We start from the raw sequence: 24,356 nt of genomic DNA, 5'->3' as shown, positions 1-24,356 counted from the left end.
TGGCTCGTTCCGGTCGCCTGCCGGGATTGGCACGCCGCGCGGCATGGGCATGGTACGTCGACGGGGCGGTCTGCAGCACCCTGCAGATCGGCTCGACCCCGTAGACGGCCCGATGGTCGTCGATGAACGCGATCATGTCCGCGACCGGCGGTCGAGCTCGGCAAACGCAAAATACGCCGACGTCTTCCTCAGGATCTCGCTGCGCGGTCCTTCGGTTCTTTGGCTTGGCGCAGTTTACGGTTCTCGCGCTCCAACGCTTTGATCCGCTCGCGCTCGTCCGTGGTCGGGCCGCCTCGCATGCCCTGATCACGCTCGGACTGCCGGATCCAGTTCCGGAGCGTCTCCCCCGAACAGCCGATCTTGGCCGCGATCGAATTGATCGCCGCCCATTATGAGGCATGCTCGCCTTGATGATCCAGGACCATCCGCGACGCTCGGGCACGGACCTCAGGGGAATAGGGTGGGGTTCGCTTCGTCATGGCTCCATCCTCTCAAGAGTTGGAGCCTCCGGGAAACCCGGTGCCGTTCACACCGACGGTTGACGTCCGGCACTCATGCCGCCTGAACGGCGATTCCTTCGGGACTTTCCCTGGAGACGTAAGCCACCGCCTCGCGCAGGGTCGAGAGGTCGGCATCTGCCCGGGTGCCGAAGGTCGACAGATGTCGGCGATAGGCGCGCGCCCCTGGCCGGCCGTTGAACAGTCCCAGCATATGGCGCGTGAGCGTGTGCAGGCGGATCCCTTGTCCCAAAACCTCGGCGATAATCGGCGTAAAGACCTCCACCGCCTCGAAGGCATCCGCCACAGGGGCTGCCTCTTCGAAAATCAGGCGGTCCACATTAAGTAGAACCGCCGGGTCGTTATAGGCCGCGCGGCCCATCATCACGCCGTCGACGAACGCCAGTTGTGTCAACGTTTCCTCGATGGTGGCGATGCCGCCGTTGATGGCGACCGGCAGGGAAGGGCGCTTCTGCTTCAGCCGTGCCACCCGCCCGTAATCGAGGGGTGGGACGTCACGGTTTTCTTTGGGTGACAGGCCCTGAAGCCACGCCTTCCGCGCGTGGACGATCAGAGCGTCAACACCCGCCTGGTCCAATGCATCCACGAGCGTATCGAGGGCGATCTCAACATCTTGGTCGTCGACCCCGATTCGGCACTTCACCGTGACGGGTACCGTGACGGCTGCCTTCATAGCCGCGACGCACTCGCCGACGAGGCTCGGGTCGCGCATGAGGCAGGCGCCGAAGCGGCCATCCTGAACCCGGTCCGAGGGGCAGCCCACATTCAGGTTGATCTCGTCGTATCCGAACCCCTCCGCGATGCGCGCCGCTTCGGCGAGATCGCCGGGCACCGAACCGCCGAGCTGGATTGCAACCGGGTGTTCCAGTTCCGAAAACCCGAGCAAACGTGTCCTATCGCCGTGAAGAACGGCATTGCTCGTCACCATCTCGGTATAGAGCCGGGCACGGCGCGACAGGACTCGGTGGAACGAGCGGCAATAACGATCGGTCCAATCCATCATCGGTGCAACCGAAAATCGGTACGGACTGAAATCGTTGGATTTTATAACGGCGTCAGACACTTCGCTGCCATTTCATGCTGTACCCGGTCCTACTGAAAGGGGCTCGATACGCCTAAATCGTTGTCCACTTACAGCATTGCTGTAGGAGTTCGACCCATGCTGTAACCGGCTGTGGGGCGCTATGGGGACCATTCTTGAGCGGAAGCGGCGGAACGGTTCCACCGGATACCACGCGCAGATCGCCGTCCAAAGAGATGGGGTCAGCCACAGGGAGACCAAGACCTTCGACAGGCGCCCGGCCGCCGCTGCCTGGATTACCAAGCGCGAGCATGAGCTATCGCAGCCAGGTGCTCTCGATGCCGCAAAGGGCAACGATCCGACCTTAGGGGAGGTGATCGACCGCTACACCGTCGAGTCGCGGCGCGTCCCAGGTAAGACGAAGGTCCAGGTGCTGCGCACCATCAAGATGTTCGACATCGCCGGGATCTCCTGTTCCGCCGTGACGAGCGCCGACGTGGTGAAGTTCGCTCATGAACTATCGGTGGGCAGGAAGCCGCAGACAGTGGGCAACTATCTGGCCCATCTGAGCAGCGTGTTCGCAATCGCCAAGCCCGCGTGGGGCTACCCGCTTGACGCATCTCAGATGGAGGCTGCGCAGAAGGTAGCGAAGCGGCTGGGCCTCACGGCTGGGTCAGAGAAGCGTGATCGCCGACCTACGCTTGCCGAGCTCGATCAGCTCATGAAACATTTCGGCGAGGTGCGGGACCGTCGACCTAGCGCCATGCCGATGCAGCGCGTCATCGCTTTCGCGCTGTTCTCGACGCGCCGGCAGGAAGAGATCACACGGATTACCTGAGCGGACCTTGATGAGGCCGGCTCGCGCGTTCTGGTTCGAGATATGAAGAACCCGGACCAGAAAATCGGGAACGACGTGTGGTGCGAGCCGCCGGAAGCCTTGCGCATCGCCCTGGCGATGCCTCGCACTCATCCGAGTATCTTTCCTTACACAACGGACGCGATCTCAGCCGCGTTCACGCGCGCGTGCGCTTTCCTCGGCATCGAGGATTTGCATTTCCATGATCTGCGCCACGAGGGTGTCTCTCGACTGTTCGAGATGGGGCGGACCGTGCCGCTTGCTGCATCAGTCTCGGGACATCGGTCTTGGCAGAGCTTACAGCGCTACACTCATGTGAGGGCGGCCGGAGACAAATATGCCAGTTGGTCGTGGCTTGCCGCAGTTACGGCTCCGATACGCGACTCCAATGTATGAGCTACTTGCCTAGCGCTCCCTCATCTCGTTTAAGAGATTGAGGGAGCTGCACGAATATTATGGCTTTGGTTTAAAATGCTCGTAAATAAACTCTGCCGCACCAGGCGTCGTGGAGGTCATTGAAAGAGTCCCCTCAACGATTTGATCTAGTTCGGGGCCGGAGATAATTTGCTTATATTTCAGTACTAGGAAAAATGCGCAACCAATCCGAAAGCTGCGGCGCTGGCGGCCTTCGCATTGGCCCTGGCTTCCACAGGAGCTTTCGTATCATGAGCGTTGCTCGGATCTTCGCTTCGGTCGTCGCTAGCTATGATGGGAGAGTTTGAGCTTGTCACAAACGACGAGTTTGACAGCGCTATCCTTCCAGCTTCCATTACGTAATCTGGTCGAAATAGCGCTTGGTTCAAGTGCGGGCCATCAAGCTTTCTGAATATTCTACGGAGGCTCCCTCCGCCATAATCTGCCGCCGATGAAATCTGCCGCCCGCGGTCGACCCTCATTCCTGCCCACATCTTTTCGCGGGCTGGCCGGATCAACCGCACAGCTGCTGGCATTCCTTGCGAGCGGCCTCGGCGCGATCGTCGATCCATTGCGCCAAGTCATTGAGGTGAACGCCCTTCACGCATCGCTCGCTCGATTCCATGCGGACACGGGGCAGGGCGATGGCGCCGGCAGAGATCTTTCTGATGAGCTTCTCCGGCGTCAGGTGCGAGAAGTAGTCCTTGCACACTCGGTCGATCGGAATGACGGCAGCGCCGCTGTACTGCGCCATGAGGAGGAAAGTGGTGTTCATGACGCGTGTTCCTTGTTCGTGGCCCATGCCGGGTGATCGCCGTCCGGCCTGAACAGATCGGGCAGCGCGGCTGTCACGGTGCGGTGGATCTCGTTGAGGCAATCGTTCTCGCGGTCGCCGGCCGCATCTCGTTCGTCCTGATCCGTCAGAACCTAATCCTCTTCAGGGACCAGGTCGCCGTAGAGGTATCCCTGAAAGGCAAGGTCGACCGCGAGCAGTCCGATCTCGTCCCTCTTCATCGGCATCCAGGATGCTGGCCATCTTGCCGTTGCCAAGGACCGGCCTGGCATCTCGGAGATCGTCTGCTACCCGGTGGAAGACAAATCGCTTGAGGGCAACATCTCGGGGCCCGTGCTAAAGCCTGCCCAGCTCAATGCCGAGGGGCTGCAGCGGTTCGTAGACCGCATCGCCAAGGGCGAGATCGTCGAGCCTGTCGGGATCAAGATCGGTCAGGGCGTAATGGTGGTCGACGGGCCGTTCGCCTCGTTCCCTGCCACCGTGGAGCGTATCCTGCCAGACGATCGGATTGCCGTCTCCGTTTCCCTATTTGGACGGGCCTCGCCCATCGAATTGAACATTGCGCAAGTCCAGCTGTTGTAGTAATCCGAAGCACTGAACGGTCGTCGCTGTACTCTCCCGCCATGGGATCGATGTTAAGCCGTGACGGAGACGGGTGATGCCGCTTCTTCACTTTGAAGGCTGGTTCCACATCCCTGACCCCAATGGGGTTACTCTTGAAGGGGCGGGCCAAAGTGGGTGGCGCTCTTTCAGCGGCGCGATCGACCTCTCCCCTGACCTATGACATTGCCGGCGAGCCATCCAAGGCTGTAGACCGCCAATGATGTCCCAGTGAACGCGGCGGGAATTACGAGCCAATTTAGCAGGTAATTTACAAGGGTCATGGAGTGCGTGGACCACATCACGACAACGGCCGGAAGGATCGGAAGCGCCGCAGCGATAAAGAATGACCCGTCATCGCCATGGAGTAACCCTGCGTACCCCCATGAGACAAGCGATAACGCTACGTAAATGGCAAGCAGGGATAGTCCAGTTCTGCTGACTTTCATAGCTTAGTGGCCGTGCTGCTAGTGATATGTCAGGCAAGTTCCTGGCCTATGCAGGTGGGCAGAACACCTTGATCTTGAACTCGCCCATCCTCTCGCTCTTGGGCTGCTCACCAATCTTGATGAAGTCCTCGCCCACGATCTTCGCGCCTGGACATTGGGCCTTCATCGCCGAAAGCGCCAAGCCTTCGCGATCCTCCCTGCGCTCGGCCACAAAGCCGGGATGCGCGATGTTCCGGATCGTCACGGTGTAGTCGTAGGCAACCGTCGGCGTCTTATCGACCCGCAAATCACCATGCGCCTGCATCACGTTCATGGATGCTCGCTCGGTGCACCCGCCTAGAGCGGCGAGGCACATGGCAAGGGCAAACTTCGATCTCATGGCGTCCCGTTCTCGGTTGCATTGACCTCCTACCCGATGACTAGGCGCACTACCAAGTGGAGCCGAGACCGCAGCCACGACGAAGCAAGAGGGCCTCAGCCCTGGCGCTTATGGTATCGGAGCCAGCGCTGGAGGGAGAAGGCGCTAGCCCAGTTCGCGGCTCATTCGTTGTGCAGTCGCTGCTCGACCGACCATCGGCCTGTTGCTGCGAGCGTCGCGAACCACGTCATCCCGCATAAGGGCAACGAGACCCTGTTCTGGGAAGGCGAACTCGAGAGTGTCTGCGCTCCCTGCCATGACGGCGCTATCCGATCCGAAGAGGCCAGAGGCCACCGCATCGGCATGACCATCGACGGGAGACCGAAAGACCCGAAGCACCCCTGGAACCGATGAAGGGTTTTATGGGCAAGTCGTAAAACTCCCCAGCGGGTGGGGGGCTCAAAAGTCTGGGGCCCTTTCTTTCCCGACCAGCCGTTCCCCTGCCTTCGCACCGCACAGTTTTCTAAGAATGCGGGTTTCGACGTTAGCCCCATCGCCTATCCGTCAGCGCTGGTCGAAACCCACTCTCCAAAGCCTAAGATTGGCATTCCGCACTGTAGAGCACTGATCTTTCGCGGAGACGGTAAAACTGAGCAACGGATCGTTAGATTACGAGGTCCGCACGATCAATGCGATCTCTATCTGCAAATATGTAAATTTTGTCAAGCATCGGCTTTATATATAACGAATATAAATTTCTTTCAAATTCGTTTAGCACTTCTTCTCCCTCATTGGCGACTTTTAAAGCGAGGATATGGCCAGCTGAACTTTGTCCCATTGCCCCGGATTGGACGGCGATTATGATCTTTGTGTCAAAATCGCGGTAGGCTGAAGAAAAGGCATGCATTATGTCGTTCCATTCCGACCGATAACGAAAGTTTTCTGTCGGTAATATGGCAAGTATTATTGAGAAATTACGTTCCGTTACAAATAAATATATGAATAAAGCATTGTTAATGTTTTAGATCAATTGCCGATACACAGCCGGGCATAGAATGTACGGCATGTTTGCCCGACGCGGCGAGGATGAGCGGAAGCGCCGGCATGAGGCAGAGGACCGGGCCGCTGCGCGCGGCTGGAGCCAGCGACGACGAAGCGGATTTCGATACAGCGTTGAAGAAGATCGCGAGGCCTTCGCGCGGCGTGATGAAAAGCTAACGCTTCATCAATGGATCAGGACGCGACACTGGCGCATCAGTGACCAATATATCGATACGAAACAAAATTAAGCCGGACACGTTTACAGCTTCAAGATGCCAATCTTCGCCATCTGCGATGCTTTTTGCATAATTTTTTAATAGATTGCTGGCGCGAAGTACGGCCTCGACTTTGGCAGACTTTAAATCAGCTAGCTCAGTGCCTTCATTGTCTATTGAAGCGGAGCCATCATAAGCATTAAAAAAGTATCGCGGCACGTTTTCTCCCATTCATTCTGGGAGCGGTCCGTGACCTATTTTGTATCAACTCCTACACTCACAACATGCGCGTCTGAGAATTGTTCACTTGCATACAGTCCAATTCGGCTGGAGAGGCGGAACGCCGCAGACGATCGCAAGTGTCAACGATTTAATCGCCAATAAATGAGGCTTAACGCACAGCGCTTCGACATCTTCGGATCCATCCAGTTTTCGTTGTGTGAAGAGAGACAGGCGTACGCGTCTTATGGCCTGCTGTGCTGCCCTGCGGCTCTCGCTGATCGCCTATGCGGATGTCCCGGCCCTGACGCGCCCTACCTTCCTGATCTCGCAACGGAAGGAACGGCAGGAATGTCTTATTGGATCGAGTTCTATGAGCAGGGAAACAAGATCGGTGAGACGCCAGCGCCGGGCTCAGAGGATGAAGCCCGGGAGCATGCGAAACAGGGGCTCGTCACGCACAAGGCCGATTTTGCCCGCATAGTAGACGTAGATGCTGACGGTGCCGAAGTCTGGTCCGTTCATGCCGATACGGCCGAAGCTCGTATTCCCAAGCCCTGATCCCGACGCCGAAACCGCGTCTGCTGGGACGGGCGCCCCGCCCCAGTAGCCGCTGCAACTCGCTAGACGATCACAGCCAGGATCAGGTCGATCGCAATCGCGCCGGCCACTGCCATCCCGAGAAGGGTTGTGCTGCTAACCTGATCGACCTTGTCGATGGTGTTGCCGACCAGATGCTCGGGATTATTCGCGGCGCCGCCGCGCTGGGTCTGGTTAGGGTTTGACGTTATGGGGGCGTTCATGGGTCGGCTCCTGTGCAAGTGCAGAGGCGGCCCATTGGCGAACCTGAGCACCAGGGTGTCCTAGCCAAGGCCCTGAGACCGGACCCTGTTCCACCCAGCAGCGACGCAGGTTGCCCTCACCAACCGCGATCCCGCACCTGCCGGTCATCACTCCGCCGGCGCTTCATCCTTGCTGAGCGCAGCCATCAATTCATCGCCCGTCATCCAATGAACCCCAGCTGGCGAGTGTATGGCATGGGCAACCAGACCCATTCCGACCTTCGTCCGGGCAGCTTCGAGCGCCTTCTCAGAGCTTTCATGCTCCTCGTGGTTCCACTGGCCGCTCGCCTGGTTGGTGTTGTCGCCCCATTGCAAAATCCACATCGCGTGCTTCTCCGCTGAGGATTAATTCCGCGATCCCCCCGGCCGGTTCCGCGTACGGTATCGGACGGTGATGAGCGGTCAAACAGAGCGACCTTCGGCGCCTACCAGTTGCCCTTCAGGCTTGAAACCGATGCGTCCGAGCGAATAGCGCGGCCAGAATCGCGAGGCCGGCTGTGAGGCCAGCGGGCAAGATCAAGGCGAAGATACCAATTGAGCCGTAGACAGCGGCTCCCCCAATAGCTCCGATCAGTAGGGCCAACCAAACCGCGGCATCGCCAACCCACCCCAGAGGCGGCCCGGTCTTCGTAAAGGCAGCGGCGATCTTCTGGCCGAGGCTGAACAGCGCTCCAGTGACGAAGGTCGTTCCTGCTCGGAAGCCTTGCACCGAGCCGAGAACCGCGTTCTGCGCACCCATGGCGAGAGCCAGGAAGAATGACACAAGACCCAGATCAGGCAGTTGCAGCCCCAGGGCGAACGCTCCGAAGACCAGGATGGCCTCGTAGGTCAGAACGATCGTCGTCTTCCAGGGCGCGGGCGTGACGATCGACAAGCCACTGGCGATCGTCGAGCCGAGCAGGAACGTGGCGATCAAGACGGCCGGCCTTACGATACCGTCCACCGCACCGTGAGAGATGGACACCCCCATCTGCGTGGTGTTGCCGCTCATGAACGATGTGTAGAGCCCGGTCAGCTGGATGAATCCTATCGCGTCGACGTAGCCGGCCAGCCCGGTGAGCAGCAGGCCGAAGGTAAGTTGCGACGGTCGGTTCATGTTGCGGGCCTTAGCGGTAGCACAGGGGATCAGCTTCTCTCTACCACCTCGCTATCGCCGATCTCACAAGCCCTCATGCTTAGGACCCGCGGCCCATCCTAACCGTCGGGAACCCTGGGGCCTCCAACCCTATACGGGTGGTCGGGGCCCCCAATGTTCCTAGCGGTGAACTCTGAAAACCCGTGAACGGTGAACAGTGAACGCGCAGAGTGAACGCCCGCAGGCGGCCATGAACCAAGCCGAGTTCGCCCGGCACCGGGGCGTCTCGAAGGCGATCGTCACGAAGTGGAAGGGGCTCGGCCTCCTCAAGCTCACCGACGCCGGCCTCGTCGATGTCGACGCCACGGAATGGGAGCTCGACCAGCGCCCGGCCAAATACCGCGGAGGGGTCTCACACCGTCCGATCCGCGCCACCGTGCGGGACGAACCGGATCCGTGCGAGAAGCCGGAGCGTCCGAAACCGGCGCCGGCGTCCCGCGCCCCGGAGATCACTGCCGCCACCGACGATTCGCTCGACTTCGACCCAGACGATCCGAACCTCGACCTTCAAGAGGCGGTTCGGCGGAAGGAGAACTTTCTCGGCCTCCAGCGGAAGTAGGACTACGAGGTCAAGCAGGGCAGCCTGGTCAACCGGGAAGCCGCCGAGAAGCTCTTCTTCGATCTGGCCCGCGATTACCGCGATGCCTGGGAAGCGTGGCCATCCCGCATCGCAACGATCATGGCCGACCGATTGGGGGTCGATGCGCGCACACTCACCACGGTCCTGACCGCGCATGTCCTTGAACACCTCGAACAGCTCGGAAAGCCGGAAGCGACCCTACCTCAACCTTGAGAGCCTGCGCCGTAACTGGCGCGCCGGCGCGAAAGCGGCTCCTCAGGTCAATGTGGTTGAGTGGGCGGAGGAGTTTCGCAAGCTCAGCAAGGAATCGTCGAACGGCGGCAAGTTCATCACCTCGCGGGTCGAGGTGGCGCGCAGCCCGATGCTCTCGGCGACCGAGCCCGGCGTCAGCAAGATCACGCTGATGGCGTGTACCCAGCTGCTCAAGACCACCGTCATCGAGAATATCCTCGGCCGGTTCATCCACGTCGATCCGTGCCCCATCCTGGTCGTCCAGCCGAAGGACGACGCAGCCGAGACCTTCTCGAAGGACCGGCTGGCCCCCATGATCCGCGACTCGAAGGCGTTGCGCGAGTTGTTCGGAGACGCGAAGGCGAAGGACGCCGGCGCCACACTGACCCACAAGCAGTTTCCGGGCGATCACATCACGCTCGTTGGGTCGAACAGCCCGACCAACCTCGCGATGCGGCCGATCCGGCTGCTCTGCTGTGATGAGATCGACAAATATCCGCTGTCGGCCGGTGGCGAGGGTCCGCCCATCGACCTCGCCGAGGAACGCCAGGCTAAGCCGATGACAGCTTACGTTTGCGCGTCCTCATCATGGGCAGCGGTGCGGCCGGCACGGCTGCCTGCCAAGTAGTAGCCGATCTCGGCAAGGTGCCGATGATCATTGAGGAGCACCACGTCAGGGGCGGGCTGTTCTCCGGCGGCCTCGGCATCCCCGATTATGTCGGCGTCAGCGCCAACAGCGACACCCTTTGGGGCCGCGGCCGGGAGTTGTTCAAAAATACCATCACGAAGATTAAGGCGGACGGCTACATCGAGGGCACCAAGCCCACGGGACAGACGCCGGAAACTGCTGGCTACGGCAACCAGTACGGCGACCTCCCCGAGCGCTACACCCCAAGCAGCGCCGTCTACGCGCGCGACCTCGCCATCGGCAATGCCAAAACCCTCGTCGACATCGAGGTTGTCGGGGTAACCAATGATGGCGGGCAGGGCAAGGTCGTCACGCTTAGCAACGGCGACACGATCACCTGCCGGCAGATGATCAGCGCCAGCTACAGCGCCGAACTCGGCATGGCCGCAGGCGTTCCCTACGGCATCGGCCGGTCCGAGTCGCGCTTCACTTATGGCGAGCGGCAGGCCGGCTCGATGGTAACCGGCGGCAACCTGAAGGCCGACCGCATCCGCAACGCCAAGGGGGACATCTGGCGCGGCTTTCAGGGATACCCGCACCATCTGCCTGGGCAGGCGGACGAGGGCATCCAGGGATACGACTACCGCATGACGTGGTGCATCGACGATCCGAACGGGTTGCCAATCCAGCCGCCGGAGGGATACCTCGAAGAGGACTTCGCCGACTACATCCAGCGGGCGCAGGCCTACAGCAAATATCAGAACATGATCTCGGTCCAATTCATCGGCCCGAACATCCTGACCACGAACGGGAAAGATCAATACGGCCTGCCTCGCATCTATGGGCGGGCGAAGACGAAGGCTGAGCGGCTCCGGTTCAAGAAAGACCACTACTACGTGATGTGCGGGCACTTCTACACCGCCATCAACTCGTCGAAGGTGCCCTCCGCGTTCCGAACCGACATGCAGCGCGTGAAGCTGCCCTGGCGGGATAACGTCGACGAGTTCGCCTTCCAGCGCGGCTGATCGAGCATGATCTACGCTCGCGAAACCGTTCGCATGATGAGCCGGCGCATCCTGCTCTCACCCGAGATGGATATCGGCTACGCCAACGTGCGGAACAGCGTTTCGCGCGGCGGCTGCCATGCGGACAGCCACCTCGTGAACTGGTTGGTCAACCGTGGCGGCGGCTCGCGGCAGGACGGCGACATCGACATCGACAAGACCTATTTCGGCCTGCCGTGGGAGATCTTCCTCCCGCCGGCCGGCATCATCTCGAACCTCGTCGAGGTCGACAACCCGGCCATCACGCGGACGGTGTTCTGTTCATACCGGATGGAAACCACGATGAGCGGCCCCGCGCAGGCTGCGGCGGTGGCCTGTTGCCTCGCGATCGATGCCGGCATTCCCGTGAGCATGCTGCCGGTGTCGACCCTGCTCGCCAAGCTCGATCAGATGGGTGCGAAACGATGAGTGACGGATGGTTCCCCCCGTACAACACCGGCTCGGGCAGCTCCGGCGGCTCGACAGGCGGCAGCCTGTCCGTCGGCAGCGTCGGCCCGATGGTCCATCTCGGCGACGGCATCGTGGTCGCCCGGCCGCCCATCGCTGCCGGCATCGTTCGCATCGACGATCCGGACAACATCCAGGGCTCCCAGCGCTACCGGACCCTGCAGGTCGGCAGCATCCTCCTGACCGAGTACTACAAGTTCAACTGCGCCGTGGGCGACGAGATCGAGTCTGAACCGCTATGCGAGGAGGGCACGGACACCTTCATGTTCACCAAACTCGTGCTCTGGGGGGCAACGGAGGTGCCAGCCGCGCTGCGTCTCGACATCTACACGGAGACTGGAGGGAACGGTGTCGAGCTGCTTTCGCCGAATACGCCCCTGACGGACATCCTGAAGGATGACGGCGTAGACGAGGGCGCCAAGATCATCTAGATCCCACCGCAGGTTCGCAGGACGGGCTTCATCTACGCCAAGCCCTTCGTCGTTCAGAACCTGCGGATCAACATCAGTCTGTTCGGCCGGGTGCTGAGCCAATCCGAGCGGTACTGACGGGGCGGCACGCGCTCGAACTGGCCCCACGCCCGGCACGGTCGCAGGCCGTAGGGTTATGCCTTGAACCGATCGCGCAGGGCTTCGTTCGCCCGTGCCTGCCACCCCGGCCCGGTCGCCCGCATGGCGTCGATCACGTCGGCATCCACGCGCAGCGTCACCTGGCGCTTGGGGTTCTCAACCCGAGGACGGCCACGGCGACGGCGGGCCAGTTCCAGGCCGTTGCCGGGCGCTCCGCGCGCAATCATCTCGTCGGTGATCTCCGGCAGTTCGTCATACTCCTCCGGCTGAATCACATGCGCATCCATCTGGACCAGATCGGTCTGGCCGATCCCCTCAGCGGAGGAGGGGAGCGTATTTCTTTTGCTCTCGGTCATTGGCCTTCCTCATCGAAAAAACGTGCTGGTCGTCGCCGCGCGGGGTCCAACCGATGACGACCATCCGACCGGCCAGCAGGCCAATCGTGATGATGCGGGTCTCGCCGTAGTCGGCGCGGTTGTCCTCGAAGCTGAAGCAAGGGCCGGCGAACACAGCGGCGGCGGCAGCGAAATCCATGGCCCGCTCGGCCAGGGCCTTGTCTCGCTTCGCGGGGTGGAACGTGATCGCCATGCATTTTTCGTAGCTCTATTAAATGCGGCCGTCAACGATTAAATAGAGTTACATTTAATAATCCGAGCCGGCCGGTCGCCGCGCAGGGTCAGTTACCAGCCATTTGCCGGGTGGCACCGCCCCAAACACAACTGCGTCCAGTCCCGGTGCGTCGACGCCAATCAAAGACCCCGCACGGCGACGGTTCGCGAGATCGCACCATATGATATCCGCGACGCATGATAGCCTCTGCCGACGAATTTATCCGTCTTCGCAATAGCGAGATCCCCGAAGAGTATGAACGGGCGGCGTCAGAGCCCGCGCCACACGAGGTCTGGCTAGAGCTCGTTGCCAACCATCCCGAGATGCGCTTTTGGGTTGCTTACAATAAATCAGTCCCGATTAGCATTCTCGAAATTTTGGCAGATGACGCTGATGAAAGAGTTCGCTTTATGGTAGCGTCAAAGAGAAAGCTTAGTCCAGAGCTATTTCTAAAAATGTCATCTGACGTTGACTGTGGTGTTCGTGCGCGGATAGCATGCAATAAAAAGACACCGAGATTTATAATTGAACGATTATGTCTTGACAATGTTGAGCTCGTTGCAGAGGCAGCAAGAGGCCGTCTGATCGAGTTTCCAGACGGGACCAAGCAAATGAATTAAACCTGCTTTTCACAACAAGATTTCTGGTTTTATAAAAAACAATAGTATTTTGTCAGGCTAGCGACAACTTCTTGTATGATTTTCTCGCCGACTTCTTAAAGAAATGTCTCAGCATACGCTTTCATGCGACCATGAGCATCCCAAAAGCGCCGGCCGATAGATGAGCCAAGGAAAGTGACTATTTCAGTCAATTCTTCCTCGGTATAGTTGCGATCAACTAGTCGCTCGTATTGCTTCTGGTGAACATGCTTGTGTCTTTCATAATTTTCCATAAATATATCCCTGCGTTCTAATGGAGATATGGCGCTAATAAGCGCCGTTTTTCTTCGTCTACTTTAAGCCCGCTCCATGCTGGCGCACTAAAATTGAGGGATTAAATTACGGTATCACCAGTATCAATGTATAGTTGAAGCCCTATCGATTTCATATACTGCTTTATTAACTCAAATTTTGAGCTGGAAATTTCTTCTTCATCGAACATCTCTGAATTTTCCATTGATATGTTCCCGGCTAGATCTGCGGCTTGGTTCAACTAACTATCCCTCAATCTTCACAAAAATCCGGAGAATACAATGGCCGCGTCCGCCATCATGACGCCGCTTGGCCTTGCCGCGCTTAAATCGCGGGAAGGCGTGCGGCTGAAAGCCTACCTCGACAGCGTCGGCGTGCCGACGATCGGCTATGGCCACATCAAGGGTGTGAAACTCGGCCAGATCATCACGCAGGCGCAGGCCGATGCGTTCTTCCTCGAGGATCTGGCCTCGCACGCCCTGCCGATCCTGTCCTGCATCAAGGTGCCTGTCGCGGATCACGAGCGAGATGCACTGATCTCCATCGCCTCCAACATCGGCGTGGGCGGTTTCAAGGGATCGACGTTCCTGCGCCTGCTCAATGCTGGTGACCGGAAGGGCTGCGCCACCGCGATCATGTCGTGGACGAAGAACAAAGAGATGATCTCGCGCCGTACTGCAGAGCGCGACCAGTTCCTAACGCCCTACACCAAGGCGGCGCCGAAGGCTCGGAGCACGGATGCAAAGCCCGTCAGCGCGCCGCTTTCAACGCTGGTGCCGCTGGACATGCCGCCGTCCGACGGCCTCGGCATTCCTAACTATGTCGGACTGACGCCACCACCAGCACCGGCCCCGGCGCCCGCGCCGATCACCAAGCCGCTGCTCGAGCCCACGGCGGTGGCCCAGCCGAACATGCTGGCCCGCTTCCTGACCTGGCTGGATGACCGCTTCGGCTCGAAAGCCTGAAACCCTACGCTTTCCCGTAGCTCCACCCGAGCCAGCCGGGCCCGCCGCGCGCCCTCCCACATCGTGAGATCATCATGACCCGCAAGCTTCTGCTCGCGGCGCTGGCGTTCGCCTGTGTCGCCGTCTCCCTCATCCTGCCGCTCGCGGCCTTCGCGCAGGGCGCCACGCCCTCGACCACCGTCCTCCCGATCCAGTGGGGCGACATGGCCAACGCCCTGTTCAAGGTCGCGGTGGAGGCCCTGTATCCGGTCGTGCTGGCTGCCGTGGCCTACGCCGCCGGGAAGCTGCCCTGGTGGGTCTCCATGTGGCTAACAACGCAGCGGATCGACCGGGCGCTTCAGACTGGCGCCGACTATGCCCTGAACGCCGTCGCGGGCGCCACGGCCGGAAAGGCGCTCAATGTCGATGTCGGCTTCACCGTCCTGAAGGTCGCACTGGAACGCATCCTCGGCTCGACCCCGGAGTGGCTCATCAAGGAGATGGGCGGGCCGAAGGGCATCTCCGAGCGCCTGTTCCGCGTCTTTAAGTTCGATGAGACCGTGTCGGATAAGAACACCCTGACGCCGCTGGTCAACGCGCTGTCGACGCTGTCGTTCGTGAAGTAGGTGGGCAGATGCCGTACCGCCGCGCCTTCCTCCCGATGCACCCGGCCGGGCCGTACAGCACCTATCGGCTGTTCGAGTGGTGCATGGCCTCGATGATGGTGCTCATCGCCTTCACGCTCGCCATGCCTGGCGACACGATGGAGCGTAACGCCCTGCGCCCCATTGCCGAGATGGGCGCCAGCGAAGCCAACATGGCGATGGTCTTCGGTTGCGTCGGGGTCATCAGGGTGATGGCCCTGTTCCTCAACGGTTTCATCAACAACCAGGTCGTGGGTCCGAAGGGGGCCTACTTCCGAGCCTTCGGCGCGGCGGTGAGCTGCTTCATCATGGGGCAGTTCACGTTCGCGCTGATCTACAACGCCTTCACCGTCGCCCATTCCCCCAGCCTCAACATTCCCGTCTTCGGCACGCTCGCATGGTTCGAGGCGCTGTCGGTCTACATTGCCGTCCTGGACGGTGTCTCGCGCAAGAGCCGGCTTGGTGCGGCTCTCGACAAGCTCGAAAGGGTCGCCGGCTGATGGGGTGGCTGGAATTTCTGGGAAACACCATCGCCCGCCAAGAGGTGATGCAGATCTTCGTCGGCGGGTGCACGATGATCCGATCGGCTGGATGGTGACACGGGCTAGGGGCGATAAGGAGCACCTGCCGGCGCCGGCCCCCGCGACGCTGGCCGACGTTCCGCCCCCATTCCTGCAGGGGAGGCGTGAGGTCATCGATGTCATGAAGGAGCTTCGTGACCTCGCTCGCCGGCAGACCGAGGACACCGGCCGCATTGCAGAATGCGTGCGGATCATTCGGGAGGAGGCGAAGGCGCAGACGGGCCTGCTGGCCGCGATCGAGCGTGAGCAGGCCATCGAGAACCGGACGCATGGGCGCGACGCGCACGCCTGACGTGGCATGCCATATGCAACCGTACAGAAGAGCTGTCCTCCCATATGCTATTCTGAACGACTTGCCCGCCCGGCTCACGCCGCGGCGGGTTTTCTTTTGCGGGCCTTGGGATGCCGGTTATCGCGTGGTACCGGTCTATTCCTGGAACCTCGTCCATCAGTGCTTGCAGCCGATGACGCGGGGTGAAACGGTGGTCAGGTGCAATGTCGAAGGAGCGCCGTTTTTCAAGACATGCCGCGATAAATGAAACTTGTTGAACTATCAGACAAGTGAGTAAAATTTATTTATTCTCGAATAAATATAGAGATTAAACCGGCGATAATCATTCGTAAAGAATCAGTCAGGCAGCATATGAATATAATACTAAACCTGCTGACGGATTGACTACGGCAAAACCACCTAGAAAAACTCCAGTATAAAAATTAAGATTTTTAAAAACTGCGCCATTTCTAATTATCTACGAATTACTAAAAATGCATTGTCCAATTTCCTATGTTTAACGTTAGCAGGATTTTCCGCGATTGCTTGGATGCCGCACACGCGCGGTAAAAGCGCATGCTTACATAAGTTATTATTCGCTTAAAACCTTGTTGTGATGCTAAATAGGCACAATCAGCAGGTTGCAAGGTATTGTCAATACATGCAAGTTACAGCCCTTGTTCGATGTCGCGCTGCAGCATTACGCTAAGCGCACCGGCTTGCGACAGCGCGGAATGCCACAATGGAACAAAATATAGCTAAATTTTTTAAGCCTATAGCATTAGCAGCAATTTGCTTCGTTTCTTTGATTTACTTGACAAAATCTGTACCCATTGCTGTTGCGGTCAGTCTTGTTCCTTTATTATTGGGCTGGCTAGGTATTATGCAATCGTTTGCGTATGGCGTCGCCACCATCATATTCCTCGCCGCAGTCGCGTGGGCAGCAACTCCATCAGATATTAAAAATATAATCAAGACGCATAGTGACCGGGCGATGGCTGAAGTAAGTGCTGAGGTAAAATCAAAGCAATAATGGAAGATGCGATAGGGTTTTAGCGGCGCGCGATAGGGTTACACGATATTCGGCCTCTGCGATTGCACGACGGCAAGCCACGGAGTGCCCAACAAATGGGCGTGACGCTCACGCTACCCCAATCGGCTGAGCTGACAGCCCCCCGCACGCCGCGCAAGCTGGGTGTTCTAAATGCACGAAATGACCCCGCCCGATGAGAACCGGAGCGGGGTTTTTTGGCCGCGGGAACACGTTTCGACGGAACGGATTGACACGTCTCCCTAAAGATTAAGGACGTGCCATGATGCGCCTACCAATCCTCGCGAGCGCTTCAGCACTCGCAATGATGATGATCCTACCGGCTATGGCGCAGGGGGTGTTCCCACCCAACGGCGAGCGCGGCGTCGTCATTCAGAACCAACCGAACACCACCGGCAACAGCCGCGACACGGTCATATCTTATGGAGCGACTGGCGCAGACACGGTAACTACAAACTCTGCAGCCGGTGGAAACGCTAGTCGCCCAGAGCAGGCGTTTCCGAATGGAAGCGCGGGTGGCGGAACAGGCGGGCGATAGACATTTCAATCTCGGGTATACTCAGCAGCTTGCCCATCTCAGTCCCGCCCGGCTCACGCCGCGGCGGGTTTTTTGTTGAAGCCAAGCTTCAGCGGCCTACATGCATCCGTCCTACCCACAAGGAAGGATACCCGATGAAAGACCTGCGCTCCATCGCGCTCGCCGCTGCGCTCGTTTGTGCCGGCCTGACTTCAACTGTTCAGGCCGCGCCCTTAGCCGCCAACGCCACCTCGTTGGAGCAGCCCGCAGCAGCTGAAATGGTTCAGTACGGCTACCGGTCCGGCTATGGCCATTCCCGCCAGCATAATTATCGGAAGCACATTCGTCGGCAGATGCTCCACGATCGTCGCTATGGCGCACACCTGCGCCGCCAGGATCAAAACCACCGTCGCGCTCGCCGCTACGGATACTGAGCCAACTGCATCCGCCTAGGCATCCCCTAACGCTATCAACCCGCCCGGCTCACGCCGTGGCGGGTTTTCTTTCGCAGGTGCCCTTTGGTGCGACACAGCCTCGACGAAACTGAAGGAGGGGTCGAGACGTATCTCACGCGGGCGCGATTTCGCGGCCTGATGTGAGACTTCTGATGAACAAACTAATTCTTACCGCCATCGCTACGCTGATTGCCGCCCCCGCCTTTGCCCAGGAAACTCCTCCCCGTCAGCCGGGAACCAGCGGCACGGTGATCCAAAACGAGTCTAACACAACTGGCAATGGCCAGGACGTTGTGATCTCGCGTGGTGCCACCGGAGCAGATACCGTTACATCGAATTCGGCCGCTGGCGGCAATGCCAGCCGTCCCGAGCAGGCCATTCCCAACAGCAGTGCCGGTGGTAGCAGCCGCTGAGTCGTCACGACTGAGCAACTTGCAAACCCGCCCCGGCTCATGCCGCGGCGGGTTTTTTCGTTTGGGCCTCAATCACGCATGCGCAGTCGGCAGTTCCGTGACCTGTGTCGTGTAGCGGGGACTACGCATCTCGAACTTCGTCGACCACGTGCGCTTCTTCTCCAGGCCGGCTCGAGCAGGCACGACGGCACTACGTCCGAAGCGGCGATTGCACTCGTCCATCGCCGCCATTAGCGGAGCACTGCGCTCGCGATCGAGTTGGCCGTTCAGGGCTCGCTGTGTCTCCTCGAGCAGCTTCAGGTCGGTGGTAATGACGCCTGCCTTGCTGTAGCGCCACGGTCGGTCGCCCGGCGACTCGCGCCAGGTGCGCGCGACGCCCTCGCGCGCCGCCTTGATCAGCGCCAGCGTGTCATTCGTCGCCTCGGGTAGCGTGACCGTCGTCGAGACCGAGCGCATCGGGTCGCCGCGGTCATGCTCCGATGTATGGTAGAAGACTGAGACGTGGGACGTGCCAAGGCCACCCCGGCGCAGCTTCTCGCCGAGCCGGGTCGCATGCGTGGCCACCGCTTGCTCCAATGTCGCCCGGTCCTCGATCCGGCTGGAGAACGAGCGCGTCACGGCGCAGCCCTTCCGCTGCGCCGGCATCAGCTCGAGCGGCAGGCAGGCGACGCCGCGCAGTTCGTGGATGATGCGCTCGCCCACCACCGTCATCGCCTTGCGGACCGGACGCGGATCGAGGTCGCGCAGATCCGCTATGGAATCGACGCCCATAGCTTCTAACTTGGCAAGCGAAGCGCGGCCGATGCCCCATACCTCACCCACATGCATGCGACAGAGCCAGGCCGCCCGCTCATTCTCGTCCGACAGGTCGCAGACGCCATCGAGATCCGGGATCGTCTTGGCGATGTGGTTGGCGAGCTTGGCCAGCGTCTTCGTCGGCCCGATCCCGACGCAGGTCGGAATGCCGGTCCAGGCCCGAACCGTCGCGCGTAGGTCGCGGGCGAGCTCGACGCGCCGATCCTCGCGCACGTCCGATAGGTCGAGGAAGCTCTCGTCGATGGAGTAGATCTCCACCATTGGCGAGAAGTCGCGATAGACGGCGTTCGCCCGAGCGCTCATGTCGCCATAGAGGGTGTAGTTCGACGAGAACGCCCGTACGCCCTCCCGCTTGCACAGGTCGCGGATCTTGAACCAGGGCTCGCCCATCTTGATCCCGAGCGCCTTGGCCTCGGTAGTGCGGGCCACCGCACAGCCATCGTTATTGGACAGCACGATCACCGGGACGCGGGCGAGCTTCGGATCGAACACCCGCTCGCACGAGCAATAGAAGCTGTTGCCGTCGATCAACGCGATGGCACGGCTCATCGGACGAGGCCCGCCCGGGCAATGTGCCAGCGGATCGAGAACCGAACCACGCCCCAGATCTCGGCCTCGCCGGCCTCCTCGACAGCGAAGGCCGGCAGGTCCGGGTTCTCGAACGAGAGACGCGCGACGTTGCCATCGACGAGGAACCGCTTGATCGACATCTGTCCATCGATCGCCGCGACGACGACGCTGCCGTGCGAGGGCTTCAGGCTTCGGTCGACCACGGCAAGGTCGCGATCGAAGATACCGGCGGCCTGCATCGAATCGCCTGAGATGATCCAGGCGAAGGTGGCCGGCGGGTTCGGTGCGAGCCAGCGCGGCAGTTCGAGCGAGCCTTCGAGGAAATCGTCAGCAGGCGAGGGGAAGCCGGCACAGAGCGCCGGCCCCATGATGGGGATGTGGACAACGTCGGTACCATCCGGCGTCAGCTCGTCGATTCGATAGACGCCCATGGCCCTCTCCGTTAGAACGAAAAGAGAACAAACAGGCCAGCGGTTCCAGGTCAATCTTAACCGCAGGCGGCCTGTGCAAGCCTGTGGAGAGTTGTGGATGGCGCGTCGATCCTAGGCCAGTTCGGTGAGATCCCGGACGACTTCGCCGAGAGCCTCAAGACCGCCTGAAACGACAAGGCCGGGTCGGATCACTCCGTGCCGGGCTTTGCTGGGATGGGGGCGCTATCGTTCTGTCTGCAATCGCCTTCGTCAGAAGCTGCCACTCAGCGGCTGCGGCGCATCGCTTCCAGCTTCAGGAACCTTACGGGTGGGCTGCAGCATGTCGTCGAGCATAATCACAAGGTTCGACAGTTCGAGCTTCCCATCCTCCGACACACCGCCCTCACTCAACCTGCGCTGGATCGTACTCCTGACGTTCGACAAAGCCTCGTGGTAGCCCTCGGCGCGTTCGGTGCTCATGCTTATCTCGCTAGCGGTGATTGCGACGAGATAGGGCACGCCCCCAGATCGCCTACCTTTTCACCGCCCAGATCGGCACGGCCCCCTTCGGTCGGCCCGGCACATCCCGGAAGTACCGCGTCCGCTCGAACCGGATGAAGTCTGCCTCGACCTTCGACACCAAGTCGCCGCTAAAGACCATGGCCCCGCAGAAATCGGAGCGGATCACGCCGAGGTCGGGATGCACGCCGAAGAGCTGCAGCGTCGTCCAGCCCAGACGGCCGGCCTCGTCAGCGTACTTGTCGAGAAAGTCGAGGGTGGCGGTATGAACACCCTGCCAGCCGGCGGGCGTCAGTCCAGGGCACGGGACAACGTTCGGCTTCATGTCGAGGAATGCTTCGCGCCACGCCTGCGGGCTACCGGGCTCGATCTTGAAGGCTGGGGATGCTGACATGAGGCCCGACGGCTGTGATGGGCCGGACGGGATAGGGGAGGTGAGGCAGGTGCGCTATGCCCGGAGCGTCACAGGCAGCGGCTCAACGGCATCACCCGATAAGCCCAAATATGAACCCAAGAGCGATGGTCACCGCCATCGCGATGACGATTGCAACACCGAGTCCAGGATCGGGTCCGACATCCCTAAACCGCATGCCACGCGTCCCCTTGTCTCTTCCGTACTTCGGCCGTCGAGCAATGCCTTCGGTAAGGGGATCACGTCCCCGTTAAAGTACAAGCGCCTTTGCCCATCAGCGTAGACGCGAACGATTTTTAAGGGCGTGCGTTTACGGCCATGCTTGCGCCACCGCCGTTTCGAATGCCGCACTCACAGCCTGCCACTGCCGCCAGTCAATTCGAGGCTGCAGACGTGACGTTCGGGCTGAAGCTCGCCGGCGCCAAGGATCATCCTGCAGTTCGTGCATTAGGGCTAGCTAGCGAAATTGGAAGTTGGAAGTCGCTGCTAGCTCTGTCTGCTGGCACTTTGGCTTTGGGGATGCTGAAGCGCGACCGCCGCTTGGCTGAGGCAGGCCGACACATGCTCCAAGCCGGTATTGTGGCGAGCGTCGTGAAAACGAGCTTGAAGCGTACGGTGCATCGGACACGCCCAAACGTCCTAATGGACGAGGGGGTCTACGCGCGAGGGTGGCCCGGAACTAGCAATGGGCCGTGGCAATCCTTCCCCTCCGGGCACTCCGCGCTGAGTACTGCCGTCGCCTGCGCCGCCGTTCGTTCCTATCCAGATGTGAGAAGTGCCGCATATGTCGCCGCGGCTGGTGTCGTCGCAGCTCAGGTCCTGCGTGGGGCGCATTTCCCCGCGGACGTGCTCACGGGCGCCCTCATTGGTGTTGCTGCAGAGTCGGCGGTCAACAGGCTCACGGGCCACCACCGGAAGGCAGGTTCCTGATCGAAAGTCCGGGGACACGCGGCTCTCGCCCTCTTCCTCACCCACTTCTCAGCTAGTGCCGAAACGACGCGGTACAAACGCTAACCGTATCCTCTAGGCGCGCCTTAGCCTGCATAAGCTACAGCATTTTTTACAGCATGACGTAGTGAGCCCCCCACTTTCTCCTCTGAGGAGAGCTCCAATTCGTCCCATCCATCATCGGCGCAACCAAGAAACGGATATCGCTGGGTGTCACGGTGTCCGCATTAATAAGCAGCTCGGTTTCGACGAAGCGGCTTCTACCGCCCTTGCCCGGATCAGTGATCGTGCTTGCAATCGGGTCCATGCACATGAGCATGGCCGTGATCGGCAAGGTCCTTTGCGTGTCCGTGATCGTGCGCATGCGAATGATCGTGACCGTGGTCATGAGAGTGACCATGGCCATGGTCATGGCCGCACTGACTGTGGTCGTGGGCCTCGCGCTCGGGCTTGAAGGCCCGGGAAACCGGCGTCGCGGCGCAGCCCTGCCCACGGATCAGCTCGGCGTTGGCCGAGGTCGCCGGAACATAAAGGACGTCGGCACCGATCTCCGCCGGGACGTGGTTGCCGCCGAGCTGCCAGGCCAGCCGCAACAGGCGAGCCGGATTCTCCGCCCGTACTTCGAGCAGGGTTTCCGACGCCGCGCGAACCGTCACCAGGCGTCCATCCTCGAGACGAAACGCATCGCCGTCCTCGATGGAGGCAGCCTTCGCCAGCGCCAGAGTGAAGCTCAAACCTGCCGCCCCGGTGAGGATCGCGGCCGCTTCCTGGCGTCCCGCATGGTCGAGGGTCACGGTGTCCGCCACGGAATCGGGGCGAATGGCGGCTTTGCGGACGATGGCGGTGGCACGCAGCATGGCTTCCTCGAAACGGTCCTGGATTTCGTCCGGGCGTCCGGCGAGGGGCGCCCGAGGTGTCTGGCGTGCATCAGTAGAGGGTTTTCTGCCGGAACGGAAAGCGTGGCTGGAACCGTTTCCTCACCTTGTGCATTCCACGAACGGAATGGCTAAGCTACGTTGCGCAAGGTCACCACGGCGATAAGCCGGGCCACAAAACGCACAAGGGAGTCTCGGGACCATGAAGAAGCTCATTGCCGCTACCCTCGCCGGGGCTCTCGCCCTCTCCCTCGGCGCCTGCAATACGCCGCAGGATCGTGCTCTCGGTGGCGCCGGCCTCGGCGCTCTGGCCGGAGCAGCCATCGGCGGCGCTGCCACCGGTCGTGCGGGCGGCGCCCTGGCCGGTGCCGCCATCGGTGGAGCCAGCGGCGCGATCATCGGTGCCGGCACGGCTCCGCGCTGCCCCTACGGCACCTACCGCGACGCATACGGCGACGTTTACTGCCGCTGACATCGTTCTCCCGTTTGGGAGGAGTGAAGGGCCGGGGTGCATGCCTCGGCCCTTTTTCATGTGTCGGAGACAAGACGAACAGGTAGAAATTGCCGTATGCGGGGCTGACCCGGCGGATGGCCGGTCGACGATGCCCTGCGATGCCGATGCTGCCTCAAGACCTTTTCAATCCCCTTTTCGCAAACGCTGCTTTCGCTGACGATGGTGGCGCGGCGTGAGCGTCGGTATCTGGGGCAAGCTCGGGGGGGCGGGGATCGGCCTCGCCATCGGTGGGCCGATCGGCGGGTTGGTAGGCGGGGTCGCCGGTCACTTCCTGGTGGATCGGGAGGGGGCATTGTTCGGCGCGACACCGAAGGACGTGGTCTTTACCACCGGCCTCGTGGCTCTCGCCGCCAAGATGGCGAAATCCGACGGGGTGGTAACGCCCTCCGAGATCGAAGCCTTCGCCAAGGTGGTCCAGGTAAGCGAACGGGAGAGGCCCGGGGTCCAGCGCCTGTTCGACCTCGCCAAGGGCACCTCGGCAGGGTTCGAAGCCTATGCGCGACAGATGGCGACGGCGTTTCGCGACGAGCCGGCTCTGCTGGAGGACGTCCTCGACGGCCTGTTCCATATCGCCAAGGCCGATGGCGCGATTCACGAGGCGGAAGAACGCTACCTGCGTGCCGTCGCCGAAACCTTCGGGTTCGACGATGTCGCCTTCCGGCGCATCGCAGCCCGCCACGTGCGGCTCGCCGACGATCCCTACCTCGTCCTTGATCTCGACCACGGGGCGACCGATGCGGAAATAAAAGCCCGGCATCGGGCGCTGGTGATGGAGAACCACCCCGACCGGGCGATCGCCCGCGGCGTTCCGCCCGAGGCGGTGACGATCGCCACCGCGCGGCTCGCCGCGATCAACGCCGCCTACGACCGGATCGCCGCCGAGCGACGTCTGCGCTGACGCGCACGGGAGAGCAGC

Annotated in this window: 33 protein-coding genes, 2 pseudogenes and 1 other annotated feature (1 of these 36 cut by a window edge); of the genes and pseudogenes, 20 read left to right on the top strand and 15 right to left on the bottom strand. The window is 60.7% G+C overall.

The window, feature by feature from the left end; translation table 11 throughout:
- Nucleotides 1-479 (bottom strand): annotated as a pseudogene (locus K368_RS25435) (IS3 family transposase) (it extends 846 nt beyond the left edge of the window).
- Nucleotides 62-178: a sequence feature (AL1L pseudoknot), on the bottom strand. It overlaps the preceding pseudogene by 117 nt.
- A gap of 73 nt (nt 480-552) precedes the next feature.
- Nucleotides 553-1,581 carry a tRNA dihydrouridine(20/20a) synthase DusA gene (gene dusA, locus K368_RS0123565; RefSeq protein ID WP_081739660.1) on the bottom strand — a complete coding sequence of 343 codons (1,029 nt, stop codon included), beginning with the start codon at nt 1,579-1,581 and terminating at the stop codon, nt 553-555.
- A 121-nt stretch (nt 1,582-1,702) separates the two neighbouring features.
- Between dusA and K368_RS25430 the strand changes: the two are divergent.
- Nucleotides 1,703-2,791 (top strand): annotated as a pseudogene (locus K368_RS25430) (tyrosine-type recombinase/integrase).
- Nucleotides 2,792-3,323: 532 nt separating this feature from the next.
- Here the strand turns inward: K368_RS25430 and K368_RS25425 are convergent.
- The gene (locus K368_RS25425) at nt 3,324-3,584 is read right to left on the bottom strand and encodes a pyocin activator PrtN family protein (protein WP_036266629.1); all 261 of its coding nucleotides are present in this window, start codon (nt 3,582-3,584) and stop codon (nt 3,324-3,326) included.
- Nucleotides 3,585-3,896: 312 nt separating this feature from the next.
- On the opposite strand from K368_RS25425, the gene K368_RS25420 reads away from it, so the two are divergent.
- On the top strand, nt 3,897-4,184 hold the full coding sequence (locus K368_RS25420; protein ID WP_051439982.1) for a hypothetical protein: 288 nt from the start codon (nt 3,897-3,899) through the stop codon (nt 4,182-4,184).
- Between the two features lie 513 nt (nt 4,185-4,697).
- Here the strand turns inward: K368_RS25420 and K368_RS0123540 are convergent.
- Nucleotides 4,698-4,964: a hypothetical protein gene (locus K368_RS0123540; protein WP_027174498.1), complete on the bottom strand. Its 267-nt coding sequence runs from the start codon at nt 4,962-4,964 to the stop codon at nt 4,698-4,700.
- Between the two features lie 1,259 nt (nt 4,965-6,223).
- On the bottom strand, nt 6,224-6,496 hold the full coding sequence (locus K368_RS26405; protein ID WP_245259652.1) for a hypothetical protein: 273 nt from the start codon (nt 6,494-6,496) through the stop codon (nt 6,224-6,226).
- A 339-nt stretch (nt 6,497-6,835) separates the two neighbouring features.
- Between K368_RS26405 and K368_RS26940 the strand changes: the two genes are divergently transcribed.
- Nucleotides 6,836-7,045, top strand: a complete 210-nt coding sequence (locus tag K368_RS26940) for a hypothetical protein (RefSeq protein WP_155935300.1) — start codon at nt 6,836-6,838, stop codon at nt 7,043-7,045.
- Nucleotides 7,046-7,107: 62 nt separating this feature from the next.
- Here K368_RS26940 and K368_RS25410 read toward each other — a convergent pair whose 3' ends face one another.
- The 3 genes from K368_RS25410 to K368_RS0123510 form a co-directional block, all read right to left on the bottom strand.
- Nucleotides 7,108-7,287 (bottom strand): hypothetical protein, encoded by a 180-nt coding sequence (locus K368_RS25410; protein WP_036266628.1) that lies wholly within the window; start codon nt 7,285-7,287, stop codon nt 7,108-7,110.
- Between the two features lie 147 nt (nt 7,288-7,434).
- A complete protein-coding gene (locus K368_RS0123515; protein WP_027174497.1) occupies nt 7,435-7,650 on the bottom strand; it encodes a hypothetical protein in 216 nt (71 codons plus the stop codon).
- A 115-nt stretch (nt 7,651-7,765) separates the two neighbouring features.
- Entirely contained in the window at nt 7,766-8,422 is a 657-nt protein-coding gene (locus K368_RS0123510; RefSeq protein WP_027174496.1) for a YoaK family protein, read from the bottom strand.
- 196 nt (nt 8,423-8,618) lie between these two features.
- Here K368_RS0123510 and K368_RS27535 point away from each other — a divergent pair, with 196 nt between their 5' ends.
- The 5 genes from K368_RS27535 (at nt 8,619) to K368_RS0123485 (ending at nt 11,842) form a co-directional block, all read left to right on the top strand.
- Nucleotides 8,619-9,020, top strand: coding sequence for a hypothetical protein (locus tag K368_RS27535; protein ID WP_245259651.1), 402 nt, complete (start codon nt 8,619-8,621; stop codon nt 9,018-9,020).
- Between the two features lie 175 nt (nt 9,021-9,195).
- The gene (locus K368_RS0123500) at nt 9,196-9,900 is read left to right on the top strand and encodes a phage terminase large subunit family protein (protein WP_245259650.1); all 705 of its coding nucleotides are present in this window, start codon (nt 9,196-9,198) and stop codon (nt 9,898-9,900) included.
- Nucleotides 9,846-10,925 carry an FAD-dependent oxidoreductase gene (locus K368_RS0123495; RefSeq protein ID WP_155935298.1) on the top strand — a complete coding sequence of 360 codons (1,080 nt, stop codon included), beginning with the start codon at nt 9,846-9,848 and terminating at the stop codon, nt 10,923-10,925. The genes K368_RS0123500 and K368_RS0123495 overlap by 55 nt, the downstream gene beginning before the upstream one ends.
- 6 nt (nt 10,926-10,931) lie before the next feature.
- A complete protein-coding gene (locus tag K368_RS0123490; protein ID WP_027174493.1) occupies nt 10,932-11,372 on the top strand; it encodes an FAD-dependent oxidoreductase in 441 nt (146 codons plus the stop codon).
- Nucleotides 11,369-11,842 carry a hypothetical protein gene (locus K368_RS0123485; RefSeq protein WP_027174492.1) on the top strand — a complete coding sequence of 158 codons (474 nt, stop codon included), beginning with the start codon at nt 11,369-11,371 and terminating at the stop codon, nt 11,840-11,842. The genes K368_RS0123490 and K368_RS0123485 overlap by 4 nt, the downstream gene beginning before the upstream one ends.
- A 173-nt stretch (nt 11,843-12,015) precedes the next feature.
- On the opposite strand, the gene K368_RS0123480 is transcribed toward K368_RS0123485, so the two are convergent.
- On the bottom strand, nt 12,016-12,267 hold the full coding sequence (locus K368_RS0123480; protein ID WP_051439981.1) for a BrnA antitoxin family protein: 252 nt from the start codon (nt 12,265-12,267) through the stop codon (nt 12,016-12,018).
- A 28-nt stretch (nt 12,268-12,295) separates the two neighbouring features.
- Nucleotides 12,296-12,568: a BrnT family toxin gene (locus K368_RS0123475; RefSeq protein ID WP_027174490.1), complete on the bottom strand. Its 273-nt coding sequence runs from the start codon at nt 12,566-12,568 to the stop codon at nt 12,296-12,298.
- A 218-nt stretch (nt 12,569-12,786) separates the two neighbouring features.
- Here K368_RS0123475 and K368_RS26400 point away from each other — a divergent pair, with 218 nt between their 5' ends.
- The 9 genes from K368_RS26400 to K368_RS26380 all read left to right on the top strand — a co-directional run bounded on the left by K368_RS26400 (nt 12,787) and on the right by K368_RS26380 (nt 18,376).
- The gene (locus K368_RS26400; RefSeq protein ID WP_081739659.1) at nt 12,787-13,209 is read left to right on the top strand and encodes a hypothetical protein; all 423 of its coding nucleotides are present in this window, start codon (nt 12,787-12,789) and stop codon (nt 13,207-13,209) included.
- 572 nt (nt 13,210-13,781) lie between these two features.
- Complete coding sequence (locus K368_RS25400; RefSeq protein ID WP_051439980.1) at nt 13,782-14,465, top strand: lysozyme; 684 nt, start codon at nt 13,782-13,784, stop codon at nt 14,463-14,465.
- Nucleotides 14,466-14,539: 74 nt separating this feature from the next.
- Nucleotides 14,540-15,070, top strand: coding sequence for a hypothetical protein (locus tag K368_RS0123465; RefSeq protein WP_027174489.1), 531 nt, complete (start codon nt 14,540-14,542; stop codon nt 15,068-15,070).
- An 8-nt stretch (nt 15,071-15,078) separates the two neighbouring features.
- A complete protein-coding gene (locus tag K368_RS0123460) occupies nt 15,079-15,588 on the top strand; it encodes a hypothetical protein (protein ID WP_027174488.1) in 510 nt (169 codons plus the stop codon).
- Nucleotides 15,589-15,679: 91 nt separating this feature from the next.
- Complete coding sequence (locus K368_RS0123450) at nt 15,680-15,961, top strand: hypothetical protein (RefSeq protein ID WP_027174487.1); 282 nt, start codon at nt 15,680-15,682, stop codon at nt 15,959-15,961.
- Nucleotides 15,962-16,682: 721 nt separating this feature from the next.
- Nucleotides 16,683-16,973: a hypothetical protein gene (locus K368_RS26395; RefSeq protein ID WP_081739658.1), complete on the top strand. Its 291-nt coding sequence runs from the start codon at nt 16,683-16,685 to the stop codon at nt 16,971-16,973.
- A 322-nt stretch (nt 16,974-17,295) separates the two neighbouring features.
- The gene (locus tag K368_RS27700; protein WP_348625551.1) at nt 17,296-17,529 is read left to right on the top strand and encodes a hypothetical protein; all 234 of its coding nucleotides are present in this window, start codon (nt 17,296-17,298) and stop codon (nt 17,527-17,529) included.
- A 134-nt stretch (nt 17,530-17,663) separates the two neighbouring features.
- Nucleotides 17,664-17,942 (top strand): hypothetical protein, encoded by a 279-nt coding sequence (locus K368_RS26385; protein ID WP_081739656.1) that lies wholly within the window; start codon nt 17,664-17,666, stop codon nt 17,940-17,942.
- A gap of 173 nt (nt 17,943-18,115) precedes the next feature.
- Nucleotides 18,116-18,376, top strand: coding sequence for a hypothetical protein (locus K368_RS26380; RefSeq protein WP_081739655.1), 261 nt, complete (start codon nt 18,116-18,118; stop codon nt 18,374-18,376).
- 72 nt (nt 18,377-18,448) lie between these two features.
- Here the strand turns inward: K368_RS26380 and K368_RS0123445 are convergent, their stop codons facing one another.
- From K368_RS0123445 to K368_RS0123430, 4 genes are all read right to left on the bottom strand, one after another.
- Complete coding sequence (locus tag K368_RS0123445; RefSeq protein ID WP_027174486.1) at nt 18,449-19,741, bottom strand: Y-family DNA polymerase; 1,293 nt, start codon at nt 19,739-19,741, stop codon at nt 18,449-18,451.
- Nucleotides 19,738-20,193 carry a S24 family peptidase gene (locus K368_RS0123440; RefSeq protein ID WP_027174485.1) on the bottom strand — a complete coding sequence of 152 codons (456 nt, stop codon included), beginning with the start codon at nt 20,191-20,193 and terminating at the stop codon, nt 19,738-19,740. The genes K368_RS0123445 and K368_RS0123440 overlap by 4 nt, the downstream gene beginning before the upstream one ends.
- Before the next feature lie 249 nt (nt 20,194-20,442).
- Nucleotides 20,443-20,652: a hypothetical protein gene (locus tag K368_RS0123435; protein WP_027174484.1), complete on the bottom strand. Its 210-nt coding sequence runs from the start codon at nt 20,650-20,652 to the stop codon at nt 20,443-20,445.
- 52 nt (nt 20,653-20,704) lie between these two features.
- Nucleotides 20,705-21,085: a hypothetical protein gene (locus K368_RS0123430; protein WP_051439979.1), complete on the bottom strand. Its 381-nt coding sequence runs from the start codon at nt 21,083-21,085 to the stop codon at nt 20,705-20,707.
- Nucleotides 21,086-21,421: 336 nt separating this feature from the next.
- On the opposite strand from K368_RS0123430, the gene K368_RS27695 reads away from it, so the two are divergent.
- Nucleotides 21,422-22,033 (top strand): phosphatase PAP2 family protein, encoded by a 612-nt coding sequence (locus K368_RS27695; RefSeq protein WP_081739654.1) that lies wholly within the window; start codon nt 21,422-21,424, stop codon nt 22,031-22,033.
- A gap of 296 nt (nt 22,034-22,329) precedes the next feature.
- Here the strand turns inward: K368_RS27695 and K368_RS0123425 are convergent, their stop codons facing one another.
- Entirely contained in the window at nt 22,330-22,908 is a 579-nt protein-coding gene (locus tag K368_RS0123425; RefSeq protein WP_027174482.1) for a hypothetical protein, read from the bottom strand.
- A gap of 220 nt (nt 22,909-23,128) precedes the next feature.
- On the opposite strand from K368_RS0123425, the gene K368_RS0123420 reads away from it, so the two are divergent.
- Nucleotides 23,129-23,398, top strand: coding sequence for a hypothetical protein (locus tag K368_RS0123420; RefSeq protein ID WP_018042474.1), 270 nt, complete (start codon nt 23,129-23,131; stop codon nt 23,396-23,398).
- A 214-nt stretch (nt 23,399-23,612) separates the two neighbouring features.
- The gene (locus K368_RS0123415; RefSeq protein ID WP_027174481.1) at nt 23,613-24,338 is read left to right on the top strand and encodes a TerB family tellurite resistance protein; all 726 of its coding nucleotides are present in this window, start codon (nt 23,613-23,615) and stop codon (nt 24,336-24,338) included.
- Nucleotides 24,339-24,356 lie beyond the last annotated feature (18 nt).

Origin of the sequence: Methylobacterium sp. 10, assembly GCF_000519085.1 — a bacterium.
In the GTDB taxonomy this organism is placed as follows: domain Bacteria; phylum Pseudomonadota; class Alphaproteobacteria; order Rhizobiales; family Beijerinckiaceae; genus Methylobacterium.
This window is presented reverse-complemented; position numbering and strand designations above follow the sequence as displayed.

What these genes read in the sequence shown, in the direction of transcription:
- K368_RS25425 (WP_036266629.1), bottom strand. Translation starts at nt 3,584, where the DNA reads ATGAACACCACTTTCCTCCTCATGGCGCAGTACAGCGGCGCTGCCGTC.
- K368_RS0123540 (WP_027174498.1), bottom strand. Translation starts at nt 4,964, where the DNA reads ATGAACGTGATGCAGGCGCATGGTGATTTGCGGGTCGATAAGACGCCG.
- K368_RS26405 (WP_245259652.1), bottom strand. Translation starts at nt 6,496, where the DNA reads ATGGGAGAAAACGTGCCGCGATACTTTTTTAATGCTTATGATGGCTCC.
- K368_RS26940 (WP_155935300.1), top strand. Translation starts at nt 6,836, where the DNA reads ATGTCTTATTGGATCGAGTTCTATGAGCAGGGAAACAAGATCGGTGAG.
- K368_RS25410 (WP_036266628.1), bottom strand. Translation starts at nt 7,287, where the DNA reads ATGAACGCCCCCATAACGTCAAACCCTAACCAGACCCAGCGCGGCGGC.
- K368_RS0123515 (WP_027174497.1), bottom strand. Translation starts at nt 7,650, where the DNA reads ATGTGGATTTTGCAATGGGGCGACAACACCAACCAGGCGAGCGGCCAG.
- K368_RS0123510 (WP_027174496.1), bottom strand. Translation starts at nt 8,422, where the DNA reads ATGAACCGACCGTCGCAACTTACCTTCGGCCTGCTGCTCACCGGGCTG.
- K368_RS0123500 (WP_245259650.1), top strand. Translation starts at nt 9,196, where the DNA reads ATGTCCTTGAACACCTCGAACAGCTCGGAAAGCCGGAAGCGACCCTAC.
- K368_RS0123490 (WP_027174493.1), top strand. Translation starts at nt 10,932, where the DNA reads ATGATCTACGCTCGCGAAACCGTTCGCATGATGAGCCGGCGCATCCTG.
- K368_RS0123485 (WP_027174492.1), top strand. Translation starts at nt 11,369, where the DNA reads ATGAGTGACGGATGGTTCCCCCCGTACAACACCGGCTCGGGCAGCTCC.
- K368_RS0123480 (WP_051439981.1), bottom strand. Translation starts at nt 12,267, where the DNA reads ATGGATGCGCATGTGATTCAGCCGGAGGAGTATGACGAACTGCCGGAG.
- K368_RS0123475 (WP_027174490.1), bottom strand. Translation starts at nt 12,568, where the DNA reads ATGGCGATCACGTTCCACCCCGCGAAGCGAGACAAGGCCCTGGCCGAG.
- K368_RS26400 (WP_081739659.1), top strand. Translation starts at nt 12,787, where the DNA reads ATGATAGCCTCTGCCGACGAATTTATCCGTCTTCGCAATAGCGAGATC.
- K368_RS25400 (WP_051439980.1), top strand. Translation starts at nt 13,782, where the DNA reads ATGGCCGCGTCCGCCATCATGACGCCGCTTGGCCTTGCCGCGCTTAAA.
- K368_RS0123465 (WP_027174489.1), top strand. Translation starts at nt 14,540, where the DNA reads ATGACCCGCAAGCTTCTGCTCGCGGCGCTGGCGTTCGCCTGTGTCGCC.
- K368_RS0123460 (WP_027174488.1), top strand. Translation starts at nt 15,079, where the DNA reads ATGCCGTACCGCCGCGCCTTCCTCCCGATGCACCCGGCCGGGCCGTAC.
- K368_RS0123450 (WP_027174487.1), top strand. Translation starts at nt 15,680, where the DNA reads ATGGTGACACGGGCTAGGGGCGATAAGGAGCACCTGCCGGCGCCGGCC.
- K368_RS26395 (WP_081739658.1), top strand. Translation starts at nt 16,683, where the DNA reads ATGGAACAAAATATAGCTAAATTTTTTAAGCCTATAGCATTAGCAGCA.
- K368_RS27700 (WP_348625551.1), top strand. Translation starts at nt 17,296, where the DNA reads ATGATGATGATCCTACCGGCTATGGCGCAGGGGGTGTTCCCACCCAAC.
- K368_RS26385 (WP_081739656.1), top strand. Translation starts at nt 17,664, where the DNA reads ATGAAAGACCTGCGCTCCATCGCGCTCGCCGCTGCGCTCGTTTGTGCC.
- K368_RS26380 (WP_081739655.1), top strand. Translation starts at nt 18,116, where the DNA reads ATGAACAAACTAATTCTTACCGCCATCGCTACGCTGATTGCCGCCCCC.
- K368_RS0123445 (WP_027174486.1), bottom strand. Translation starts at nt 19,741, where the DNA reads ATGAGCCGTGCCATCGCGTTGATCGACGGCAACAGCTTCTATTGCTCG.
- K368_RS0123440 (WP_027174485.1), bottom strand. Translation starts at nt 20,193, where the DNA reads ATGGGCGTCTATCGAATCGACGAGCTGACGCCGGATGGTACCGACGTT.
- K368_RS0123435 (WP_027174484.1), bottom strand. Translation starts at nt 20,652, where the DNA reads ATGAGCACCGAACGCGCCGAGGGCTACCACGAGGCTTTGTCGAACGTC.
- K368_RS0123430 (WP_051439979.1), bottom strand. Translation starts at nt 21,085, where the DNA reads ATGTCAGCATCCCCAGCCTTCAAGATCGAGCCCGGTAGCCCGCAGGCG.
- K368_RS27695 (WP_081739654.1), top strand. Translation starts at nt 21,422, where the DNA reads ATGCTTGCGCCACCGCCGTTTCGAATGCCGCACTCACAGCCTGCCACT.
- K368_RS0123425 (WP_027174482.1), bottom strand. Translation starts at nt 22,908, where the DNA reads ATGCTGCGTGCCACCGCCATCGTCCGCAAAGCCGCCATTCGCCCCGAT.
- K368_RS0123420 (WP_018042474.1), top strand. Translation starts at nt 23,129, where the DNA reads ATGAAGAAGCTCATTGCCGCTACCCTCGCCGGGGCTCTCGCCCTCTCC.